This window comes from Citrobacter sp. SX206 (assembly GCF_024181025.1).
Classification (GTDB): domain Bacteria; phylum Pseudomonadota; class Gammaproteobacteria; order Enterobacterales; family Enterobacteriaceae; genus Citrobacter; species Citrobacter youngae.
Window position 1 is genome coordinate 3,050,999 of sequence record NZ_CP049738.1, and the last position, 19,241, is coordinate 3,070,239.

21 protein-coding genes are annotated in these 19,241 nt (G+C 51.2%); 11 read left to right on the forward strand and 10 right to left on the reverse strand.

What is annotated here, in order from left to right:
• Positions 1-17: 17 nt before the first annotated feature.
• The gene (gene nfsA, locus G8S19_RS14935) at positions 18-740 is read right to left on the reverse strand and encodes a nitroreductase NfsA (RefSeq protein ID WP_124022172.1); all 723 of its coding nucleotides are present in this window, start codon (positions 738-740) and stop codon (positions 18-20) included.
• On the reverse strand, positions 724-1,014 hold the full coding sequence (locus tag G8S19_RS14940; RefSeq protein ID WP_253685456.1) for a YbjC family protein: 291 nt from the start codon (positions 1,012-1,014) through the stop codon (positions 724-726). The genes nfsA and G8S19_RS14940 overlap by 17 nt, the downstream gene beginning before the upstream one ends.
• 192 nt (positions 1,015-1,206) lie before the next feature.
• Between G8S19_RS14940 and G8S19_RS14945 the strand changes: the two genes are divergently transcribed.
• The gene (locus tag G8S19_RS14945; protein WP_005123606.1) at positions 1,207-1,470 is read left to right on the forward strand and encodes a GrxA family glutaredoxin; all 264 of its coding nucleotides are present in this window, start codon (positions 1,207-1,209) and stop codon (positions 1,468-1,470) included.
• A gap of 34 nt (positions 1,471-1,504) precedes the next feature.
• Here G8S19_RS14945 and G8S19_RS14950 read toward each other — a convergent pair whose 3' ends face one another.
• Positions 1,505-1,885: an inner membrane protein YbjM gene (locus G8S19_RS14950; RefSeq protein WP_040233923.1), complete on the reverse strand. Its 381-nt coding sequence runs from the start codon at positions 1,883-1,885 to the stop codon at positions 1,505-1,507.
• A gap of 269 nt (positions 1,886-2,154) precedes the next feature.
• On the opposite strand from G8S19_RS14950, the gene G8S19_RS14955 reads away from it, so the two are divergent.
• The gene (locus G8S19_RS14955) at positions 2,155-3,840 is read left to right on the forward strand and encodes an aspartate:alanine antiporter (protein WP_040233921.1); all 1,686 of its coding nucleotides are present in this window, start codon (positions 2,155-2,157) and stop codon (positions 3,838-3,840) included.
• Between the two features lie 266 nt (positions 3,841-4,106).
• Entirely contained in the window at positions 4,107-4,904 is a 798-nt protein-coding gene (locus G8S19_RS14960) for an SDR family NAD(P)-dependent oxidoreductase (protein WP_116361027.1), read from the forward strand.
• Between the two features lie 13 nt (positions 4,905-4,917).
• Here G8S19_RS14960 and G8S19_RS14965 read toward each other — a convergent pair whose 3' ends face one another.
• Positions 4,918-5,832, reverse strand: a complete 915-nt coding sequence (locus tag G8S19_RS14965; RefSeq protein WP_061067602.1) for a DMT family transporter — start codon at positions 5,830-5,832, stop codon at positions 4,918-4,920.
• Between the two features lie 102 nt (positions 5,833-5,934).
• On the opposite strand from G8S19_RS14965, the gene G8S19_RS14970 reads away from it, so the two are divergent.
• Positions 5,935-6,849, forward strand: coding sequence for a LysR family transcriptional regulator (locus G8S19_RS14970; protein WP_061067601.1), 915 nt, complete (start codon positions 5,935-5,937; stop codon positions 6,847-6,849).
• Between the two features lie 5 nt (positions 6,850-6,854).
• On the opposite strand, the gene G8S19_RS14975 is transcribed toward G8S19_RS14970, so the two are convergent.
• The gene (locus G8S19_RS14975) at positions 6,855-7,403 is read right to left on the reverse strand and encodes a TetR/AcrR family transcriptional regulator (protein WP_061067600.1); all 549 of its coding nucleotides are present in this window, start codon (positions 7,401-7,403) and stop codon (positions 6,855-6,857) included.
• Positions 7,404-7,488: 85 nt separating this feature from the next.
• On the opposite strand from G8S19_RS14975, the gene G8S19_RS14980 reads away from it, so the two are divergent.
• The 3 genes from G8S19_RS14980 to G8S19_RS14990 all read left to right on the forward strand — a co-directional run bounded on the left by G8S19_RS14980 (position 7,489) and on the right by G8S19_RS14990 (position 9,901).
• On the forward strand, positions 7,489-8,697 hold the full coding sequence (locus G8S19_RS14980) for an MFS transporter (protein ID WP_048212164.1): 1,209 nt from the start codon (positions 7,489-7,491) through the stop codon (positions 8,695-8,697).
• On the forward strand, positions 8,697-9,512 hold the full coding sequence (locus tag G8S19_RS14985; protein WP_253685458.1) for a Cof-type HAD-IIB family hydrolase: 816 nt from the start codon (positions 8,697-8,699) through the stop codon (positions 9,510-9,512). The genes G8S19_RS14980 and G8S19_RS14985 overlap by 1 nt, the downstream gene beginning before the upstream one ends.
• A gap of 107 nt (positions 9,513-9,619) precedes the next feature.
• Complete coding sequence (locus G8S19_RS14990) at positions 9,620-9,901, forward strand: hypothetical protein (protein WP_048212166.1); 282 nt, start codon at positions 9,620-9,622, stop codon at positions 9,899-9,901.
• A 26-nt stretch (positions 9,902-9,927) separates the two neighbouring features.
• Here G8S19_RS14990 and G8S19_RS14995 read toward each other — a convergent pair whose 3' ends face one another.
• On the reverse strand, positions 9,928-11,160 hold the full coding sequence (locus G8S19_RS14995) for an MFS transporter (RefSeq protein ID WP_121584408.1): 1,233 nt from the start codon (positions 11,158-11,160) through the stop codon (positions 9,928-9,930).
• A gap of 296 nt (positions 11,161-11,456) precedes the next feature.
• Between G8S19_RS14995 and ybjG the strand changes: the two genes are divergently transcribed.
• Together ybjG and deoR are read left to right on the forward strand one after the other, a co-directional pair.
• Entirely contained in the window at positions 11,457-12,065 is a 609-nt protein-coding gene (gene ybjG / locus G8S19_RS15000; RefSeq protein WP_048212168.1) for an undecaprenyl-diphosphate phosphatase, read from the forward strand.
• A gap of 64 nt (positions 12,066-12,129) precedes the next feature.
• Positions 12,130-12,888 (forward strand): DNA-binding transcriptional repressor DeoR, encoded by a 759-nt coding sequence (gene deoR, locus G8S19_RS15005; RefSeq protein ID WP_048212169.1) that lies wholly within the window; start codon positions 12,130-12,132, stop codon positions 12,886-12,888.
• Between the two features lie 48 nt (positions 12,889-12,936).
• On the opposite strand, the gene dacC is transcribed toward deoR, so the two are convergent.
• The gene (gene dacC, locus G8S19_RS15010) at positions 12,937-14,139 is read right to left on the reverse strand and encodes a serine-type D-Ala-D-Ala carboxypeptidase (RefSeq protein ID WP_048212608.1); all 1,203 of its coding nucleotides are present in this window, start codon (positions 14,137-14,139) and stop codon (positions 12,937-12,939) included.
• 327 nt (positions 14,140-14,466) lie between these two features.
• Between dacC and G8S19_RS15015 the strand changes: the two genes are divergently transcribed.
• A complete protein-coding gene (locus tag G8S19_RS15015) occupies positions 14,467-15,093 on the forward strand; it encodes a glutathione S-transferase family protein (RefSeq protein ID WP_048212170.1) in 627 nt (208 codons plus the stop codon).
• A gap of 5 nt (positions 15,094-15,098) precedes the next feature.
• On the opposite strand, the gene G8S19_RS15020 is transcribed toward G8S19_RS15015, so the two are convergent.
• On the reverse strand, positions 15,099-16,196 hold the full coding sequence (locus G8S19_RS15020) for a PQQ-dependent sugar dehydrogenase (RefSeq protein ID WP_253685460.1): 1,098 nt from the start codon (positions 16,194-16,196) through the stop codon (positions 15,099-15,101).
• 102 nt (positions 16,197-16,298) lie between these two features.
• A complete protein-coding gene (gene bssR, locus G8S19_RS15025; RefSeq protein WP_048212172.1) occupies positions 16,299-16,682 on the reverse strand; it encodes a biofilm formation regulator BssR in 384 nt (127 codons plus the stop codon).
• 229 nt (positions 16,683-16,911) lie between these two features.
• On the opposite strand from bssR, the gene rimO reads away from it, so the two are divergent.
• Positions 16,912-18,237: a 30S ribosomal protein S12 methylthiotransferase RimO gene (gene rimO, locus G8S19_RS15030; RefSeq protein WP_253685462.1), complete on the forward strand. Its 1,326-nt coding sequence runs from the start codon at positions 16,912-16,914 to the stop codon at positions 18,235-18,237.
• A 91-nt stretch (positions 18,238-18,328) separates the two neighbouring features.
• Here the strand turns inward: rimO and gsiD are convergent, their stop codons facing one another.
• A complete protein-coding gene (gsiD, locus tag G8S19_RS15035) occupies positions 18,329-19,240 on the reverse strand; it encodes a glutathione ABC transporter permease GsiD (protein ID WP_253685464.1) in 912 nt (303 codons plus the stop codon).
• Position 19,241 lies beyond the last annotated feature (1 nt).

A 19,241-nucleotide genomic window follows, 5' to 3' on the forward strand; every position in this document is an offset into this window, starting at 1 on the left:
ACACCGGGTTAAACGCTTTAGCGCGTCGCCCACCCCTGTTTATGCAAATATTCCAGGATAAAGGGACGGCTTTCTTTAATGATGGTGCGGCGAATGTGATCGCTCCAGGTATCGCGACGCGTGTTGCTGCCACGGGTCAGATAGTATTGCGCAAGCTGTTCATCATATTGCGACAAAATATCCTGATCGAGCGGCTGGTAATGGTTTTCATGCACCACCAGTGTTGCTGGCAGCCGGGGCTTGATGTCCGGGTTATCCGCAGGCCAGCCGAGACACAGACCAAACAGTGGCAAAACATGCTTCGGCAGCGTCAGTAATTCCGTTACCGGCTCAATATTGTTGCGCAGACCGCCAATGAACACACCGCCAAGTCCCAGCGATTCAGCCGCTGTCAGCGCATTTTGCGCCATCATCGCCGTATCAACCACGCCAAGCAACAGTTGCTCAGCCAGCCCCAGTTGCGCATCGGGGCAAATCTGCAAATGGCGATTAAAATCGGCGCAAAAAACCCAGAACTCGGCGGCCTGTGCGACATGCTTTTGTCCGCCGGATAAGGTCACCAGGGACTCCCGCAGACTTTGATCGGTAATACGAATTATCGTCGTGCACTGCAAAAAACTTGAACTTGATGTCCCTTGAGCGGCAGCAATGATCGCCTCACGCTGTGCGTCCGAAATACTTTCATCGGTGAAATGGCGAATGGAACGGTGGCTGCAAAGTAAATCAATGGTTGGCGTCATCTTTTTTTTCTCTGGCTGAATGGGAAGAAGCGTCGGGAGCACGCGACATCAGCTGCGGTGCCAACAGTTGCGCAATGCGCAACATCAACACCACCGCGGCGGGAAGCATTAACAGTACACCCAGAAATATCATTACCACACAGGCCAATGGCCCGTTCAGCGGTGCGGGTAAGGTGAGATAATCGTTAAGCGACAGCAGCGCCAGCGTTAACAAAACCATCCCGATGATTTCCAGAATCAATACGCTTTTGGGTAACACGCCCACTGTGCGCATAGGTGCCTCCCGATAAATGGCGCTTAGTGTAAAACGTTCCGACAGCCCATGTTTAACAAAAATGCGGATTGAAAAACGAAGGCATAGACTAAGGATATCAAAGCAACAGGCTGAACCTGCTTTCCATCCGTCACAAATCGCGGCATCATAACAACATTCGCCATCCGGCCTGATAAGTTCGAGGAGATAGAGATGTTTGCCGTTATTTTTGGTCGCCCAGGGTGCCCGTATTGCGTGCGCGCAAAAGAATTAGCAGAAAAATTAAGCAATGAGCATGACGATTTTAACTTCCGCTACATTGATATCCATGCCGAAGGTATTACTAAAGCAGATCTGGAAAAAACGGTAGGAAAGCCAGTTGAGACCGTTCCGCAGATTTTCGTTGATCAACAACACATCGGCGGCTGCACGGATTTTGAAGCGTGGGCAAAAGAGAATATGAATCTGTTCGCCTGATAGCTGTTTCTACGCCCTCCGCTGGAGGGCGTAATCAGTTTTTTTTCCGCCGCTGACGCTGGTTGAATAAGCTACTGATAAATAAAAAACACAATGCCCCAAGCGCACACCAAAACACTGCACTGAACAGCCATGCCAGCTCTTGCCACAGCGAACGCGTCGGCATAAAAACGAACCGCATCAGTAACAAGCAGCACGGCGCTGCCAGTATTGCACCAAGAAGGGGTTTGAGCACCTCGCGACGGTGGGAGAAAAAGCTTGCCACAGCGCCAGGCAGTATAAAAAACAATAACCCGACCTCAGGATGCCCAGCCGCTCTAAATGCGCCTTTCATATTCAGCGTTAATGAAAGACACACTACAATAAAGAGCACAAAGCAGCAGATCGCACCCGCCCAACTTTGCTTATGTTTCAATCGTTCCTCCTGACATCTTCTCTATCGAACACTCTTTTCGCCCGCAGGCGTCCAGTCAGATAAAGTTACTCGGCATTCCATGCCAAAAACACACCCACACGATTCTTATAGCCGTTGATACGTAATGAGATTAAACTAGCCGCATATATTGTCATGCTGCATTATTTGGGGCTGTGTACGATGCTGTCGCCCCTTAATTTCTGGCAAAAACATTAGCGTAAATTGCCATTTCTTTCAATAGCTTACTAGTAAACAAGAAGTTAGCCTCCGTGAATATAAACGTCGCAGATTTGTTAAATGGGAATTACATCCTGTTATTATTTGTGGTCCTGGCTCTGGGCCTGTGTCTGGGTAAATTACGCCTGGGTTCAGTCCAACTCGGTAATTCCATTGGCGTTTTAGTGGTCTCCCTATTATTAGGTCAGCAGCACTTTAGTATTAACACTGACGCATTAAATCTTGGCTTTATGCTGTTTATTTTTTGTGTCGGGGTGGAAGCCGGTCCCAACTTTTTTTCGATTTTTTTTCGGGATGGGAAAAATTACCTGATGCTTGCACTGGTGATGGTCGGTAGCGCGCTGCTGATCGCCCTGGGACTGGGTAAGCTATTTGGCTGGGATATCGGCCTGACGGCAGGCATGTTGGCTGGTTCAATGACGTCTACGCCCGTTCTGGTCGGCGCGGGCGATACGTTGCGCCATTCAGGGATGGAAGGTACACAGCTATCCACCGCCCTTGATAACCTGAGTCTGGGTTACGCCCTCACCTATTTAATTGGGTTGGTCAGTCTGATTGTGGGTGCGCGCTATCTGCCAAAACTGCAGCATCAGGATCTGCAAACCAGCGCCCAACAAATTGCGCGTGAGCGCGGGCTGGACACTGACGCCAACCGTAAGGTTTATCTACCGGTGATCCGCGCCTACCGTGTCGGTCCAGAGCTGGTTGCATGGGCTGACGGGAAAAATCTGCGCGAGCTGGGCATCTACCGCCAGACTGGTTGTTATATTGAACGTATCCGCCGCAACGGTATTCTGGCCAACCCGGACGGTGACGCAGTGCTGCAAATGGGCGATGAAATTGCCTTAGTGGGCTATCCGGATGCACATGCTCGCCTCGACCCCAGCTTCCGTAACGGTAAAGAGGTGTTCGATCGCGATCTGCTCGATATGCGTATCGTCACCGAAGAGATTGTGGTGAAAAACCACAATGCCGTAGGTCGTCGTCTGGCCCAGTTGAAGCTGACTGACCATGGCTGCTTCCTGAACCGGGTGATCCGCAGCCAGATCGAAATGCCCATTGACGACAACGTCGTACTTAATAAAGGCGATGTATTACAGGTCAGTGGCGATGCGCGCCGTGTGAAAACCATTGCCGATCGTATCGGCTTTATTTCCATTCACAGCCAGGTCACCGATCTGCTTGCTTTCTGCGCATTCTTTATCATCGGCCTGATGATCGGGATGATAACTTTCCAGTTCAGTAATTTCAGCTTTGGCATTGGAAATGCGGCTGGACTGTTGTTCGCCGGGATCATGCTGGGCTTCCTGCGTGCTAACCATCCAACGTTTGGCTACATTCCTCAAGGTGCGCTGAACATGGTCAAAGAGTTTGGCCTGATGGTCTTTATGGCTGGTGTCGGTTTAAGCGCAGGTAGCGGCATTGGTAATGGCCTCGGCGCAGTGGGTGGCCAGATGCTGATTTCGGGTCTGATTGTCAGCCTGGTTCCAGTGATCATCTGTTTCTTGTTTGGAGCTTATGTATTGCGCATGAACCGGGCCCTGCTGTTCGGGGCGATGATGGGGGCGCGTACCTGTGCGCCAGCAATGGAAATCATCAGCGATACTGCGCGCAGCAACATTCCTGCTTTAGGCTATGCGGGCACATACGCGATTGCTAACGTTCTGTTGACGCTGGCGGGGACACTCATCGTCATCATCTGGCCCGGCATCGGTTAGAGCTGTTTTTTGCTTTTAATGAAAATTTTTTGCAGGTAAGCAGAACTTTTCTTAAAGGCGTCAGTCATAACTATTGCCACTGCTTTTCTTTGATGTCCCCAATTTGTGGAGCCCATCAACCCCGCCGTTTTGGTTCAAGGTTGATGGGTTTTTTGTTGCCTGGATTTTAACTCCCTCCCTCCTCCCCCGAAATTCCTCCCCAAATTTGCAGCATGCCGGTTATGGCACATACTTTTACTCGGTGCTAAATGGTGATGGGGGTTGCTATGTTACTCGCAGGCAAAGTCGCGGTGATCTTCGGCGGCAGCGGGGCTATTGGTAGTGCGGTTGCGCAGACCATGGCGCGCGAAGGTGCCCATGTGTACCTGGGCGCACGCCGTCAGGAAAAGCTTGATTGGGCAGCCAGTCGCCTGCGAATGGCGGGTGGCACTGTCGATACGTTTATCACCGATGTGCTCGACGAGCACGACACCTCAACACAAGTTACCCGCCTGGTACAGCGAATCGGTGGAATTGATGTGGTGGTTAACGCGACCGGCTTTATGCATGAACAGGGCAAGCGCATCGAGGCATTAGCCCTCTCTGAGTTTATGAGCGGTATCACTCCTTTCCTCTCGGCACAGTTCAATATCGCAAAATCCGTAACGCCGCACATGGGCGGCAATCGAGCGGGCGTCATTCTCACCGTTGTCGCGCCCGCGGCCCCGATGGCAATGCCTGGGCATTTGGGGCACATCGTCGGCTGTGCGGGAACAGAGGCTTTTATTAAAGCGCTCGCCAGCGAACTGGGACCGGCAAATGTTCGAGTCGTCGGCGTGCGCTCACATGCGATTGTGGACGCGGTAGCGGCCGGTTCCTATACCGGGGAGATTTTCACCGCTAAAGCGCAATCAATGGGTTTAACCGTCGATCAATGGTTAGCGGGCGCGGCGCAAGGCACCATGCTCGGACGCCTGCCTACGCTTGCTCAAATCGCTGAGGTTACAGCCTTTCTGGCTTCAGACCATGCCGGAGCAATGACCGCTACGGTGGTAAATATTACCGGGGGCGCAACCGTAAGCTAATTTACCCGCTCTTTCACGCCGTGCGCTGCTGCGAGCCTTTTTTTGCACTCGTGCGGGAACACAATGCTATGCCGCACATAATAACCAACGCGCTCACCAGATGATATGAATGCAGAGTGACGTGCATAAACATCACGCTAAATAATCCGCCACTCAGTGGAATCAAGTGTGAATAGATCTCTCCGCGCGTTGCGCCAATGGCGCTAATCCCTTTGTTCCATAACAGATATGACAGCCAGGAAGGAAAAATAACAAGGTATGCCAGCCCAGTAATAACGCCTGTATTTGCATAGCTATTCCAGCCCGGCATACCATTGCGTATCAACACCAGAGCCAGTACCGGAATAAGTACAATCGCACCTAACAACGCGCTCACGGCAACAAATGCGTTTCCCTTCACCTCACACGGTTTAACGCGTAGAAAGGCACAATAAACAGCCCAACTCAGCGCTGACCCCATGGTCCAGACATCGCCCCGATTGAGATGTTCCAATACCTGTGCGTGCATCAACCCGCCTTGCGACACCAGCCAGATAACACCAACGGTACTCAGGAGCACACCTGCTATATTTCGCGCAGAGATCCGCTCTTTAAAAAAGAACTTATTGATTAACAGAACGAGTGCCGGTGTGGTGGACATATAAATCGCGGCATTGAGCGAGGTTGTATATTGCAGGCCGATATATAACGTTAAGGGGAAAAGAACCTGACCACAAAGCGCGAGGAAGACGATAGTACCAAAGGATTTTCTCATCGCTGGCCACTGCATGGCGATCTGTCGGAAATAAAGCGCCATCAATAGCAATGCGGTAAATACCCAGCGTGCTGCTGATAAAACGATGGGATTAACTTCGGCAACCAATATATGGCCGACCACATAGTTGCCGCCCCAAAAACAGGCAGCCAGACTGAGTAAAAGATAGGGCATATTTGCGCCTTATTGTCAGTTGTACGGTATGACCACAAGGCTACGGCGGCGTGAGAATGAATGCTAATATAACGTTTTCATCCATGTGCATAGATTAAAACTATGAAATTCACGCTAAGGCAACTTGAGTTTTACATCGCACTTGCAGAAACATTACAAATTTCCAAAGCTGCTGCGCGCTGCCATATTTCTCAGTCATCAATGACCATTGCCATGCGGAATCTGGAAGAATCATTAGACGTGCAGCTATTTGTACGTTACCCCAAAGGCGTGAAGCTCACCGCCGAGGGCGAGCGCTTTCTGGCACATGCCTGCAACATCATCAACAGTAGCCACTCGGCTGTTGACGCCCTGCATGACAGGAGTGAAATTCTCACCGGCACGGTGCGCATAGGCATTGCCGAAACGCTCTCAGCCTATCTCATCCCGGATATACTCAACGATCTTGAACGACGTTTCCCTTTGCTGGAGATCGTATTTTATGAAGCTACTGCACCGGAACTGGTACAGGCGCTACGGGAACAAAAGGTCGATTTTTGCCTGCTTCTGACCTCAAATATCAGCCATGATAACGACCTTGAGATCGAAACATTCATTCGTTCACAGCGCCGCCTGTGGACGTCTATTGGGCATCCGCTACAGAGCCGGGCATCGATCCGTTTAATAGACGTCGAAAAGCTACCATTTTTACTGCTGGAAACCGATAAGTACCCTGACGTAATCATCGATTACTGGCAGCAGCGTGGCTATACGCCCAATATCAGTTTTCGTAGCAACTCTTTTGAAGCAATAAGAAGCCTGGTTGCAAAAGGCAGAGGAATAACCATTTTATCCGACCTGGTGTATCGCCCGTGGTCACTGGATGGTCTGCGCGTCATGCACAGAACGATTGATGATTTTATTACTTATATGGATGTCGGGACGGTAAAAAAAGCCGCCCGGCCGTTGACGCCAGAGGCGATGAAAGTCATTGATTTTTTACGTCAGGCCGTTACCCGCCTCGACAAACCATTTTGATGATTTCATCTCTGAGGTAATCCGGCAATACGCTCCACCATCACCAGAATATCTTCCCGCGAGAGCGGTTTTTTATCTGTGACAAAATGCAGCGTCATCCCTTCAATAAATGCATCCAGCGCTCGTGCGGTTACCGGCTCGAACCACTGCTCCAGCGTTTGTTGGCTGCGTAGCATCCAGTTTTGCATCACTGTTTTTAGCGCCGGTTTACGGCTGGCGAAGGCATATAACTGATACATAAGCTCCATGTTGTCAGGCGTTGTGACCTGAGAGCTATAGATCATATCGGTAATCGCATGGCAGGCCTGTGGCGCATTTTCAACACCGGCAAAAAATGCCTGATATTGCACAGACATGGTGTCAGTAAAACGCTCGAATGCCTCCATTAAAAGCTCATCTATTCCCGAAAAGTAATAGGTCATTGAGCCCAGCGGCACCTCGGCAATCATGGCGATTTTCCGGTGTGTAACCCCATGAATACCATGGATTATAACCGCATCCAGCGTGGCCTGGACTATTTTATCCCGTCGTTGTGGGTCGTTCGCGCGTCGCACTGCTTTACCTCTTCTTGCATTTGTGTACAAATGTACACAACCTTGCTAATGTTGTCTTCTTCCCTCTTTTCTTTGGCTCGAATTCATGACTGGCATCTCATCACGCAAAGCCTTAAGACGTCGCACCTGGGCGCTGTTCACGTTCTTCTTTTTACCAGGATTATTAATGGCCTCCTGGGCAACGCGTACCCCTGCCATCAGAGATATTCTCTCCATCTCTACCGCCGAAATGGGTGCGGTGCTGTTTGGACTCTCAATTGGTTCGATGAGTGGCATTCTTTGTTCGGCCTGGCTGGTGAAACGATTTGGCACACGCAACGTCATCCGCGCCACCATGTCATGCGCGGTTCTGGGAATGACAATTCTCAGCCTCGCATTATGGTTGCATTCCGCCTGGCTGTTTGCGTTTGGTCTGTGCGTGTTTGGCGCAAGTTTTGGCGCGGCAGAAGTGGCTATCAACGTCGAAGGTGCAGCGGTTGAGCGTGAAATGAACAAAACTGTTCTGCCGATGATGCATGGTTTCTACAGCCTTGGAACGCTGGCTGGCGCAGGTGTTGGCATGGTACTTACCGCCGTCAGCGTCCCCGCGACAGCACATATTCTGCTGGCGGCGATGGTGGCTATTACCCCTATTTTTATCGCTATTAAGGCTATCCCCGACGGCACAGGTAAGAATGCTACTGACGGTTCGCACGCCGTTGAAAAAGGGTTGCCATTCTATCGCGATATGCAGTTGCTGCTGATTGGCGTCGTGGTGCTCGCAATGGCATTTGCCGAAGGTTCCGCCAACGACTGGCTTCCATTACTGATGGTTGATGGACATGGATTTAGCCCGACATCCGGATCGCTGATTTATGCCGGCTTTACGCTCGGTATGACCGTCGGGCGCTTCACCGGTGGCTGGTTCATCGACCGCTACAGCCGTGTGGCAGTAGTACGCGCCAGTGCACTGATGGGCGCGCTCGGTATCAGCCTGATCATTTTTGTCGACAGCTCATGGGTGGCAGGTGTTTCGGTGATCCTTTGGGGGCTAGGGGCTTCTCTCGGCTTCCCGCTGACCATTTCAGCCGCCAGCGATACCGGCCCTGATGCGCCAACCCGCGTGAGCGTTGTTGCGACTACTGGCTATCTGGCATTCCTGGTAGGTCCGCCGCTGCTGGGCTATTTGGGTGAACACTATGGCCTGCGCAGCGCTATGTTGGTTGTGCTGGCGCTGGTGCTTGTCGCAGCCATCGTAGCGAAGGCTGTGGCTAAACCGGATGTCAAAAATACCACTGTGATGGAGAACGGCTAATGGGTATCAAGTTAATTGCAGTAGACATGGACGGTACGTTTTTAAGTGACCAAAAGACCTATAACCGCGAGCGGTTTATGGCGCAGTACCGTCAAATGAAAGCACAAGGGATCCGCTTTGTAGTCGCCAGCGGCAATCAGTATTACCAGTTGATCTCTTTTTTTCCCGAACTGGCCAATGAAATCTCATTTGTGGCGGAAAACGGTGGCTGGGTGGTCAGCGAAGGGGAAGATATTTTTAACGGTGAACTGGCAAAAGACGATTTCCAGACCATCGTAGAATATCTGCTGACCCGCGCAGACGTTGATATTATCGCCTGTGGTAAAAACAGTGCCTACACCCTGAAGCAGTACGGCGATGAGCATAAATCCATCTCTGCCATGTATTATCACCGTCTTGAGTTTGTCGATAACTTCGACAACATCAACGATGTATTCTTCAAATTTGGCCTGAATATCTCCGACGATCGCATTCCCCAGGTGCAGGCAGATCTTCATGAGGCGATTGGCGACATTATGGTACCGGTGCATACCGGATACGGCAGTATCGATTTAATTATTCCGGGTGTTCATAAAGCCAACGGCCTACGCCTGCTGCAACAACGCTGGAATATTACCAACGATGAGGTTGTCGTGTTTGGCGATGGCGGAAATGATATCGAGATGCTGCGCCAGGCAGGATTTAGTTTTGCAATGGCCAACGCCCATGAGCCGGTTATCCAGGCGGCGAAATATCGCGCGGGTTCGAATAACGAAGAGGGCGTGCTGGATATTATCGACCGCGTGTTAAACAATGAAGCACCGTTTACACATTAACGCCTCAGCACAGACGGCAACAAAATGATGGCATGATCTATTCATAATCCGCCTCAAATTAACCCACTGGATTATTACTTCCAGTGAATATTTCAGGTGAGCAGATTATGAAGAAAAGTGTACTGATGGCAACAGTGTTGCTGGGATTTGCAGGAACAGCATTTGCACAGAATGTTACCGTTGATGTACCAAGCGGATACAAAGTAGTGGTTGTTCCTTCTTCCGTCAATGTTCCGCAGGCGGTCAGTGTCGCTACTGCCCCGCAAACGGTTTATGTTGCTCCGGCAGCCACTCCAGCCCCTGTTTACCGCGCACATCCGTATGCGCGTCATGTTGCCAGCGTAGGTGAAGGGATGGTCATTGAGCATCAGATTGATGACCATCACTAATGATTGCAAAGCCCGGAAACCGGGCTTTAACCTTCCCGGGAATTCCCTACCCGCTTATCTTTCAGAAAGATAACCATCAGAATCAGCCACAGCACACCGCTGGCCAGATTAAACAGACTGAACAAACCGTTTCCACCCAGCAGATAAGCATGTTTACTCAGCTCAATACCAACGGTAAATATCAGCATTTGCAGCATACCCATTGCTGCTGAAACTGTCCCTTTGCTCATTTCACTGGCAAACAGCGTCAGGCGCACCAAGCCGGCATTCGCCACACCAATGCCAAATGCATAAAAACTTAAACCTGCCGTCATCCACAGATACGCATGAGAAGAAACAACCGTGGCCGCGGCGGCAATGATCAATCCCACGGAGATTGGCCAGCCCCCCATGATGATCAGCGAGCGCACCGTGCGGCGGGATGTCAGACGCGCCAGCACCAGGTTACCTGCAATCAGTGCACCAAAAATCGGCACCTGCAGCAGGCCATATTCGTAGCTGCTGAGATGTTCGCCACTGATAATAATGATCGGGGACTGCGCAATCCACGCCAGCAATGGCAGACTGACAAAGCCCAATGCCAGTGCGCCTGCGACAAAACGCACATTCTTTAGCACCAGCTTATAATCTTTGCCCAACTCTTTGATAGAAAGCTTCTCGCCCAGACGGGTAGCCGTTTCCGGCATCGCGCGCTGCAGGCCAAAAAAGGCAATTGCAGCCAGCGCGGCAAACAGGACAAACATGCCTTCCCACGGAAGGACATGTACCCAGGCGGCCCCAACCAACGGCCCCAAAAGCGGTGCAATCAATGCTACGTTTGCCATTAGCGCAGTGATTTTAATGCACACCGCTTCTTCAAAGGACTCCTGAATTGCGGCGTAACCTACCGCGCCAATAAAGCACAGGCTAATCCCCTGTAAAAAACGCAGGAAAGTAAATTGCTCAATATTTTGTGCAAACAGCGTTGCGAGGCAGGTCACAATGAACCAAACCACCCCGGTTAACATCACCGGACGACGACCAACACGGTCCGACAGCGGCCCTAACAACCACTGTAAAAACATGCCGCCTGCCAGATAAGCGGTCATGGACGTTGGAACCCAATCTAAACCGGCCTGATATTGCTCCACCACCGCCAACATTCCGGGTTGGATCATATCGTTACCGATATATGTAGAGAATTCGTAAAGCACCAGACAGAGAGGGAAAAGTAATGCCTGACGCCCCAAGCGGGCGCCTGAAGATAAACGGTTCTGCATGCAATCTCTTAACAAATGAAAAAACGCGCAAAGTGTAATAAATGCGCCTTACTGGTGATAGTGAATTATGTGATTTGAAAGCAAAATGCGCACATTTTTACACTCAATTGCACGATAGCTTTTTGTTTTAAGGTTAATTTAAGTTGAGACCGCTATCATGCTCAATAAGCCTCATTAATTGTCTTAAAAAGAGTCAGTTAACAGACAAATAGGACAAGACCGCTTTTTATCGCCTGAAAGCAATTTTATGATCCCCAATATGGGCCTTTTTAACGATTACATTGAGTCTGGATGTTATGCTGGAAAATCTGAACAACTCGCTTTTTTACCTGATCAACGCCACGCCGGACTCTGCGCAATGGACGATCTCGCTCGCCATTTTTATTGCCAAAGATCTGATTAGCATCGTACCGCTACTGGCGATCATTCTCTGGCTTTGGGGGCCGCAAAACCGCGTGACCATCCAGCGCCAGTTGGTCATAAAAATGGCGATTGCGCTGGCAGTCGGCTTGACCATTTCATGGATCATGGGACATTTATTCCCTCACGACCGGCCATTCGTCAATCATATCGGCTACAACTTCCTGCACCATGCTGCAGATGACTCCTTCCCGAGCGACCACGGTACGGTTATCTTTACCTTCGCGTTGGCCTTCCTGTTCTGGCACCGCCTGTGGTCCGGAGCACTGTTGATGGTCGTCGCCGTGGCGATTGCCTGGTCGCGTGTTTACCTCGGCGTACACTGGCCGCTGGATATGCTGGGGGGGTTACTGGCAGGTCTGATCGGCTGCCTGAGCGCCCAGATGATCTGGCAACGATTCGGCACAACCCTGTACCACGGTTTGCAGACCTGCTATCGCACCTGTTTTGCCCTGCCTATTCGTAAAGGCTGGGTACGTGACTAACCCACGGTAAAGAGAGTAGTATTAAGCGCGAAACTGAGCACGTATTCTACTCTCCAGGGGAACTATGGAAACTCGACGCGACGAGCGTATTGGTCAATTACTGCAGGCGCTAAAACGCAGCGATAAATTACACCTAAAAGAAGCCGCGACACTGCTGGGTGTATCAGAAATGACCATTCGTCGCGATCTGAATAATAACACGGCCCCGGTCGTACTGCTTGGGGGCTATATTGTTCTGGAACCCCGTAGCGCCAGCCACTATTTAATCAGCGATCAAAAATCCCGCCTGGTTGATGAAAAACGCCGGGCTGCGCAACAGGCAGCCAGCCTCGTCCAGGCGCATCAGACCGTTTTCTTCGACTGCGGAACAACAACGCCGTGGATCATTGAAGCGATCGATAATGAATTACCGTTCACCGCAATCTGCTATTCACTGAATACGTTTCTGGTGTTACAGGAGAAACCACAGTGCCGCGTCATTTTATGTGGCGGCGAATTCCATGCCAGTAATGCTATTTTCAAGCCACTCGATTTCCAGGAAACCCTGAATAACGTCTGCCCGGATATCGCTTTTTATTCCGCAGCCGGCGTGCATATCGATAAAGGCGCAACCTGTTTTAACCTTGAGGAATTACCGGTTAAACACTGGGCGATGTCGATGGCGCAGTACCATGTTCTGGTGGTTGATCACAGCAAGTTTGGGAAAGTGCGTCCCGCGAGGATGGGCGAATTAAAACGCTTTGATACCATCATCAGCGATAACCGCCCGGATGATGCGTTTGTCGAGTATGCCAAAGCGCAGCATATCAAATTGATGTACTAAATTTGTGCCGGATGACGGTGCTTTCATATCGTCATCCGGCATCAGCGATTAAGAGAACCAGCCACCAAACCACTGGTGGAATTTCATCATAACGAAGTCCCACATCCGGCTAAAGAATCCCCCCTCGTCCACCGCTTCCATCACCATCAACGGACGCTGTTCAATAGATTTTCCGTTCAACTGGAAGTCGATTGTCCCCACAACCTGGCCCTTCTTCAGTGGCGCGGTCAGTTGTGGCTCTGTCAGGGTAAAGCTCGCCTTCAGGTTTTTCAGCTGACCGCGCGGAATGGTCACAGACCCACCTTCCCCAGCGCCCAGATTGACTTCACTCTTATCTCCAAACCAGACTCGTTGGGTAACAAAGGTGGCGTCCGGTTTAATCGGCGTAACGGTTTCAAAGAAGCGGAAACCCCATGTCAGCAACTTTTCGGATTCATTAAAGCGAATACGATCGGTTTTTGCCCCCAGCACCACGGAGATCAAACGCATATCGCCCTGTGTCGCGGATGCAACCAGGTTATAACCGGCTCCCGCCGTGGTGCCCGTTTTCATACCATCCACATTCAGGTTGGTACTCCACAGCAGGCGGTTACGGTTAGGCTGGCGAATTTTATTAAAGGTAAACTCTTTCTCTTTATGGATGGCGTACTCTTCCGGCACATCGTGGATTAACGCTTTACCCAACAATGCCATATCACGCGCGGTACTGAACTGCCCTGCTGCATCCAGACCATGTACTGTCTGGAAAGTCGTGTTGGTCAATCCCAGTTTTTGCGCATAGCCGTTCATCAAACCGATAAACGATTCCTGGCTGCCGGCAACATAATCAGCGAGCGCAATACAGGCGTCATTACCAGACTGAATGATCACGCCTTTGTTCAGATCGGACACCGCAACCTGATCGCCAGGCTTGAGGAACATCACCGAAGAGCCGCGCAGGGCCGGATTCCCGGTCGCCCAGGCATCTTTCCCGACGGTAACCATGTCATTCAGATTAATTTTCCCGGCTTTTAGCGCCTGACCGACCACATAGCTGGTCATAATCTTGGTCAGACTGGCGGGATCCAGTTTCTCATCGGCATTACCTTCCGCCAGCACTTTGCCGCTGGCGTAATCCATTAAGATCCACGCACGTGCGTCAACGCTCGGCGGGGCCGTTGGTTGTTCCGCCGCCTGTACGGTCGGCGCCAAAAGGATTAAGAGTGCTGAACCTGCAGCAAGGCTGCGTAGGGAAGAGAAGTATTGCGTCATAAATGCCACCCGAGTATCCATTCCAAAAAACCACGTCATACCACACCGTGTTTACACAAAACCGGCCAAGTTGCCTCAGCCAACCATACAGAAAAGTTCTGATGGATGACGTGTAAAATAAGTGCGGTGAGTAATAACGCACTAACGAGCTTAAAGAAACCGTAAGTTGGTAAAGTTTTTAAAGTTTATGCAATAACGCCGCGCTGCGCTGCTCTCATCACGATTTTTTTGCGCCTTGTTGCGTAAATATTAGGTTTACCCCACCATGTGAGCGAGTCAGATAGAGAATGCAGCCATAAAGCTGCTCAATTAATTTGCGGGGTTACTATGATTACACTGTGGGGTCGCAATAATTCGACCAACGTAAAAAAAGTATTGTGGACACTCGAAGAACTGGAACTGCCGTATAGCCAAATTCTGGCTGGCGGACAGCATGGCGTAAATCATGACGCAGACTATCTGGCGATGAACCCTAACGGACTGGTTCCACTGCTACGCGATGACGAAACAGACGTATTGCTGTGGGAATCCAATACCATTGTCCGCTACCTGGCGGCCCAGTACGGGCAAAAACGACTGTGGGTTGACGCTCCGGCGAAACGCGCCGAGGGTGAAAAATGGATGGACTGGGCTAACCAGACGCTGAGCCCTGCACATCGGGTTATCTTATTTGGTCTGGTCAGAACCCCTGCCGATCAACGCGATCAGGCAGCCATCGAGGCCGGTGCGAAGGTCTGCGATAACCTGTTTGCCATTCTCGACAACGCGCTGGCCGACCGGGCGTGGTTTTCTGGCGCTGAATTTGGCACTGCGGACATCGCCGTCGCACCGTTCATCTATAACCTGTTTAATGTCGGCCTGAGCTGGACGCCGCGCCCTCACCTGGAACGTTGGTATCAACAGCTCACCGAGCGCCCGGCATTCCAGAAAGTCGTGATGATCCCGGTCAGCTAATCCTGTCAGGGACTCACTTTCAGCAATTCCCCGTCGGACTCGTCGGTTAATACATACAAATAACCGTCTGGTCCGACGCGCACATCGCGGATTCGCTGCCCTCTGTCATGCAAAATACGCCCGTCTTCCGTCACTGTATTACCTTTCACGCTTAACACAATCACCCCCTGTTCTTTCAGCGCACCAATAAACAGTTTGTGTCTCCACTGTGGGAACGTATCGTGATTATAAAAGGCCATCCCACTGACAGCAGGTGATTTTTCCCAGTAAAAGATAGGCTGCTCGGTGCCCGCCACAATTGAGCCTTTTGCTTCGGGAATTTTCAAACCACTGTAGTTAACACCCCAGGTCGCGATAGGCCAACCGTAGTTTTTCCCTTTCTCGGGGATATTAATTTCATCGCCTCCGCGTGGGCCATGCTCATTGAGCCACAACGCATCGCTCCAGGGATTCATCGCCATCCCCTGCGGATTGCGGATGCCATACGACCATATTTCAGCCCGCGCGCCAGTCTGGTTCACAAACGGGTTATCCGGTGGAATTTTGCCCTCGTCTGTTAGTCGAACCACTTTGCCCTGTAATTTATCCAGTTCCTGAGCGGTTATGCGCTGGTTATTCTCGCCAAGGCCTATAAACAAATAACCGTTGCCATCAAATACCATACGCCCGCCAAAATGATTCCCGGTTGATAACTTAGGCATTTGGCAGAACACCGTCCGGAAGTCCTGCAGGTGTTTACGATCGTCACTTAACAGCCCGTAGCCTACTGCTGTTCCGGCTTTCCCTTCACTGTCAGCTTCCGCGAAGCTTAGCCACACCCGCCGGGATTGAGCAAAATCCGGTGCCAACGCCACATCAAGCAGTCCCCCCTGACCATTCGCCCAGACTTTGGGTACGCCGGTCAGCGGGTCGGAAAGCCCCTTATCGGGTTGCCAGAGCCTAAGTTGCCCTCCTCTGAGCGTAATCAGCATACTGCGATTATCGGGTAAAAAGGCCAGCGACCACGGGTGGTCGAGTTTGGTTTGCAGGATCTCCACCCTGACGGCAGCGGCATAGGGGGAAAGCAACGCCAGTGAGGCAACACAGAGAAAGAGTCGACGCATAGCACCTCCTTAATGGCTCTGCTTAAAGCGTAGCCAGCAAGGGGAATTATCCCGCCACTTTTACATAATCTTAACGAAAAGGGGGAGCGCCCTCCCCCTGGTTCAGATGTGTTCCAGCGTTGAATAAGCTTGCAAACTCTGGATACTCAGCGTCAGCGTTGTCAGGCAGTTTTCCAGTTTCTCTGCATTAACGGCAATAAAGTTCGGACAATCATGATGTCCACTCATCAGACAAACAGCGGTGGCGGCTAACGCCCCTTCAGCACGACGAAGGGCATTCCACTCTTCCTGATCAAGATGCATACCGTGGAGCTGTGATTGATCGTGCAATTCGCGATTCAGTTCAAAAAAGTTATCACGCAGACGATCGCTCTCGCTGACTGACATATAGCCTTTCGCTTTTCTCAACTGCAGATAAGCGGCAAGTTCGATACGGGCGTTTATCAATTTGTTGAGAAGATCGGTTCTCAGTCTGTCAACAACCATACCTTGTTCCTCCTCTTTCCAACTATGGTGCAACTTAATAGTATGGTTATTTTTTGAACAAAGTCGTGTCCAGGATCAATCCATCACTTAAAATTAACATAATTTACAAATAATCTTTAATTCCGCGCCCGGCAGGCCGCTGATGATTTGAGATTGCGATACAATTTTTGTTCAGAACTCTGTAGAATCCCTGCCCTGAATATTCCAATAACTGAACACTTTTTACGCTATGAGCAATGTAACCCACCAGCCGAAAATCGGCTTTGTCTCCCTCGGCTGCCCGAAAAACCTTGTCGATTCTGAGCGCATCCTGACCGAACTTCGTACCGAAGGCTATGATGTCGTACCAAGCTACGACGACGCGGATATGGTCATCGTTAACACCTGCGGCTTTATCGACAGCGCAGTTCAGGAGTCACTGGAAGCCATTGGTGAAGCGCTGAACGAAAACGGCAAGGTGATCGTCACTGGCTGTCTGGGCGCGAAAGTCGATCAGATCCGTGAGGTCCACCCGAAGGTACTGGAAATTACCGGACCGCACAGCTACGAACAGGTTCTGGAGCACGTTCACCACTATGTTCCCAAACCAAAGCATAATCCTTTCCTGAGCCTGGTTCCTGAACAGGGCGTCAAGCTAACGCCGCGCCATTATGCCTATCTGAAGATTTCTGAAGGCTGTAACCACCGCTGTACGTTCTGCATTATTCCGTCGATGCGTGGCGATCTGGTGAGCCGTCCGATTGGCGATGTTCTCAGCGAAGCCAAACGTCTGGTCGATGCGGGCGTGAAAGAGATTCTGGTGATCTCCCAGGATACTTCTGCTTACGGTGTGGATGTAAAGCATCGTACCGGTTTTCATAACGGCGAGCCCGTTAAAACCAGCATGGTTGACCTGTGCGAACAGTTGTCAAAACTGGGGATTTGGACCCGTCTGCATTACGTCTACCCGTACCCGCACGTTGATGATGTGATCCCGCTGATGGCGGAAGGGAAAATCCTGCCGTATCTGGACATCCCACTGCAGCATGCAAGCCCGCGAATTCTTAAACTGATGAAACGCCCAGGCTCTGTGGACCGACAGCTGGCACGTATTAAACAGTGGCGTGAAATCTGCCCTGAACTGACCCTGCGTTCAACGTTTATTGTTGGCTTCCCGGGCGAAACCGAAGAAGACTTCCAGATGCTGCTCGACTTCCTGAAGGAAGCGCGTCTGGATCGCGTGGGCTGCTTTAAATACAGCCCGGTAGAAGGCGCTGGCGCTAATGACCTGCCGGATCAAATCCCGGAAGAGGTGAAAGAAGAACGCTGGAACCGCTTTATGCAATTGCAACAGCAGATCTCTGCTGAACGTTTGCAAGAGAAAGTGGGCCGCGAGATTCTGGTTATCGTTGATGAAGTTGACGAAGAAGGCGCAATTGGTCGTAGCATGGCTGATGCTCCGGAAATCGACGGCGCGGTATACCTGAATGGTGAAACCAAGGTGAAACCTGGCGATATCCTCCGCGTGAAAGTCGAAAACGCAGATGAATACGATCTGTGGGGCACTCGCGTTTAATAAGCGTAACTCAACCGTAGGCCGGATAAGGCGTTACGCCGCATCCGGCAACGCCTGATGACGACGCCAGCGCGTCTTATCAGGCCTTGTATTATCCTTTGATCTTCGGATCCAGCGCGTCGCGCAACCCATCCCCCAGCAGGTTAAACGCCAGCACGGTCAGGAATATCGCCACCGCCGGGAAAATCGCCACGTGCGGCGCGATCACCATATCAGCCCGCGCTTCATTGAGCATGGCCCCCCATTCTGGCGTCGGCGGCTGTGCCCCTAAACCGAGGAAGGACAGGCTCGCGGCAGAGATAATCGACGTGCCGATTCGCATAGTAAAAAAGACCACGATCGATGAAACCGTCCCCGGCAGGATATGGTTAAAAATGATGGTCGCGTCACTGGCACCAATGCTGCGTGCTGACTCAATAAATGTTTGTTGCTTGAGAACCAACGTATTGCCACGAACCAGTCGCGCAAAAGCCGGAATGGAAAACACCGCAACCGCAATAATCACGTTCGCAATGCCGCTGCCCAGCACGGCGACCACTGCTATTGCCAGCAAAATCCCTGGAAAGGCAAACAGCACATCACAGACACGCATAATCAGCCGATCCCACCAGCCTTCGTAATATCCAGCCAGCAGACCCAGTACCGTGCCAATCGCCGCGCCAATAAATACGGCAAAGACCCCGGCCGCCAGAGAAATTTGTGCGCCAACCAGTACGCGGCTAAAAATATCCCGCCCAAGCGAGTCAACGCCAAACCAGTGCAGCATCGAGGGACCATCATTCAGTCGGTCATAATCGAAGTAGTTCTCGGCATCAAATGGCGTCAACCAGCGAGCCAAAATCGCCACCGCGATCAGGACCAGGACAAATACACCCGCAATCATCGCCATGCGCTGGCGGCGAAAACGACGCCAGAACTCATGCCACGGCGTGCGTATCTGCTCTGGCTTAACAAGGGGCATTGCATTCAAAATCGCCTGTCGGCGCCAGTTAAAAAATCGCATC

Coding starts and splice junctions, on each gene's coding strand:
- G8S19_RS14990 (WP_048212166.1), top strand. CDS start 9,620: ATGAAGAAAAGTGTACTGATGGCAACAGTGTTGCTGGGATTTGCAGGA.
- bssR (WP_048212172.1), bottom strand. CDS start 16,682: ATGGTTGTTGACAGACTGAGAACCGATCTTCTCAACAAATTGATAAAC.
- G8S19_RS14960 (WP_116361027.1), top strand. CDS start 4,107: ATGTTACTCGCAGGCAAAGTCGCGGTGATCTTCGGCGGCAGCGGGGCT.
- deoR (WP_048212169.1), top strand. CDS start 12,130: ATGGAAACTCGACGCGACGAGCGTATTGGTCAATTACTGCAGGCGCTA.
- ybjG (WP_048212168.1), top strand. CDS start 11,457: ATGCTGGAAAATCTGAACAACTCGCTTTTTTACCTGATCAACGCCACG.
- G8S19_RS14945 (WP_005123606.1), top strand. CDS start 1,207: ATGTTTGCCGTTATTTTTGGTCGCCCAGGGTGCCCGTATTGCGTGCGC.
- G8S19_RS14940 (WP_253685456.1), bottom strand. CDS start 1,014: ATGCGCACAGTGGGCGTGTTACCCAAAAGCGTATTGATTCTGGAAATC.
- nfsA (WP_124022172.1), bottom strand. CDS start 740: ATGACGCCAACCATTGATTTACTTTGCAGCCACCGTTCCATTCGCCAT.
- G8S19_RS15015 (WP_048212170.1), top strand. CDS start 14,467: ATGATTACACTGTGGGGTCGCAATAATTCGACCAACGTAAAAAAAGTA.
- G8S19_RS14970 (WP_061067601.1), top strand. CDS start 5,935: ATGAAATTCACGCTAAGGCAACTTGAGTTTTACATCGCACTTGCAGAA.
- G8S19_RS14995 (WP_121584408.1), bottom strand. CDS start 11,160: ATGCAGAACCGTTTATCTTCAGGCGCCCGCTTGGGGCGTCAGGCATTA.
- rimO (WP_253685462.1), top strand. CDS start 16,912: ATGAGCAATGTAACCCACCAGCCGAAAATCGGCTTTGTCTCCCTCGGC.
- G8S19_RS14965 (WP_061067602.1), bottom strand. CDS start 5,832: ATGCCCTATCTTTTACTCAGTCTGGCTGCCTGTTTTTGGGGCGGCAAC.
- G8S19_RS14985 (WP_253685458.1), top strand. CDS start 8,697: ATGGGTATCAAGTTAATTGCAGTAGACATGGACGGTACGTTTTTAAGT.
- G8S19_RS14980 (WP_048212164.1), top strand. CDS start 7,489: ATGACTGGCATCTCATCACGCAAAGCCTTAAGACGTCGCACCTGGGCG.
- G8S19_RS15020 (WP_253685460.1), bottom strand. CDS start 16,196: ATGCGTCGACTCTTTCTCTGTGTTGCCTCACTGGCGTTGCTTTCCCCC.
- dacC (WP_048212608.1), bottom strand. CDS start 14,139: ATGACGCAATACTTCTCTTCCCTACGCAGCCTTGCTGCAGGTTCAGCA.
- gsiD (WP_253685464.1), bottom strand. CDS start 19,240: ATGCGATTTTTTAACTGGCGCCGACAGGCGATTTTGAATGCAATGCCC.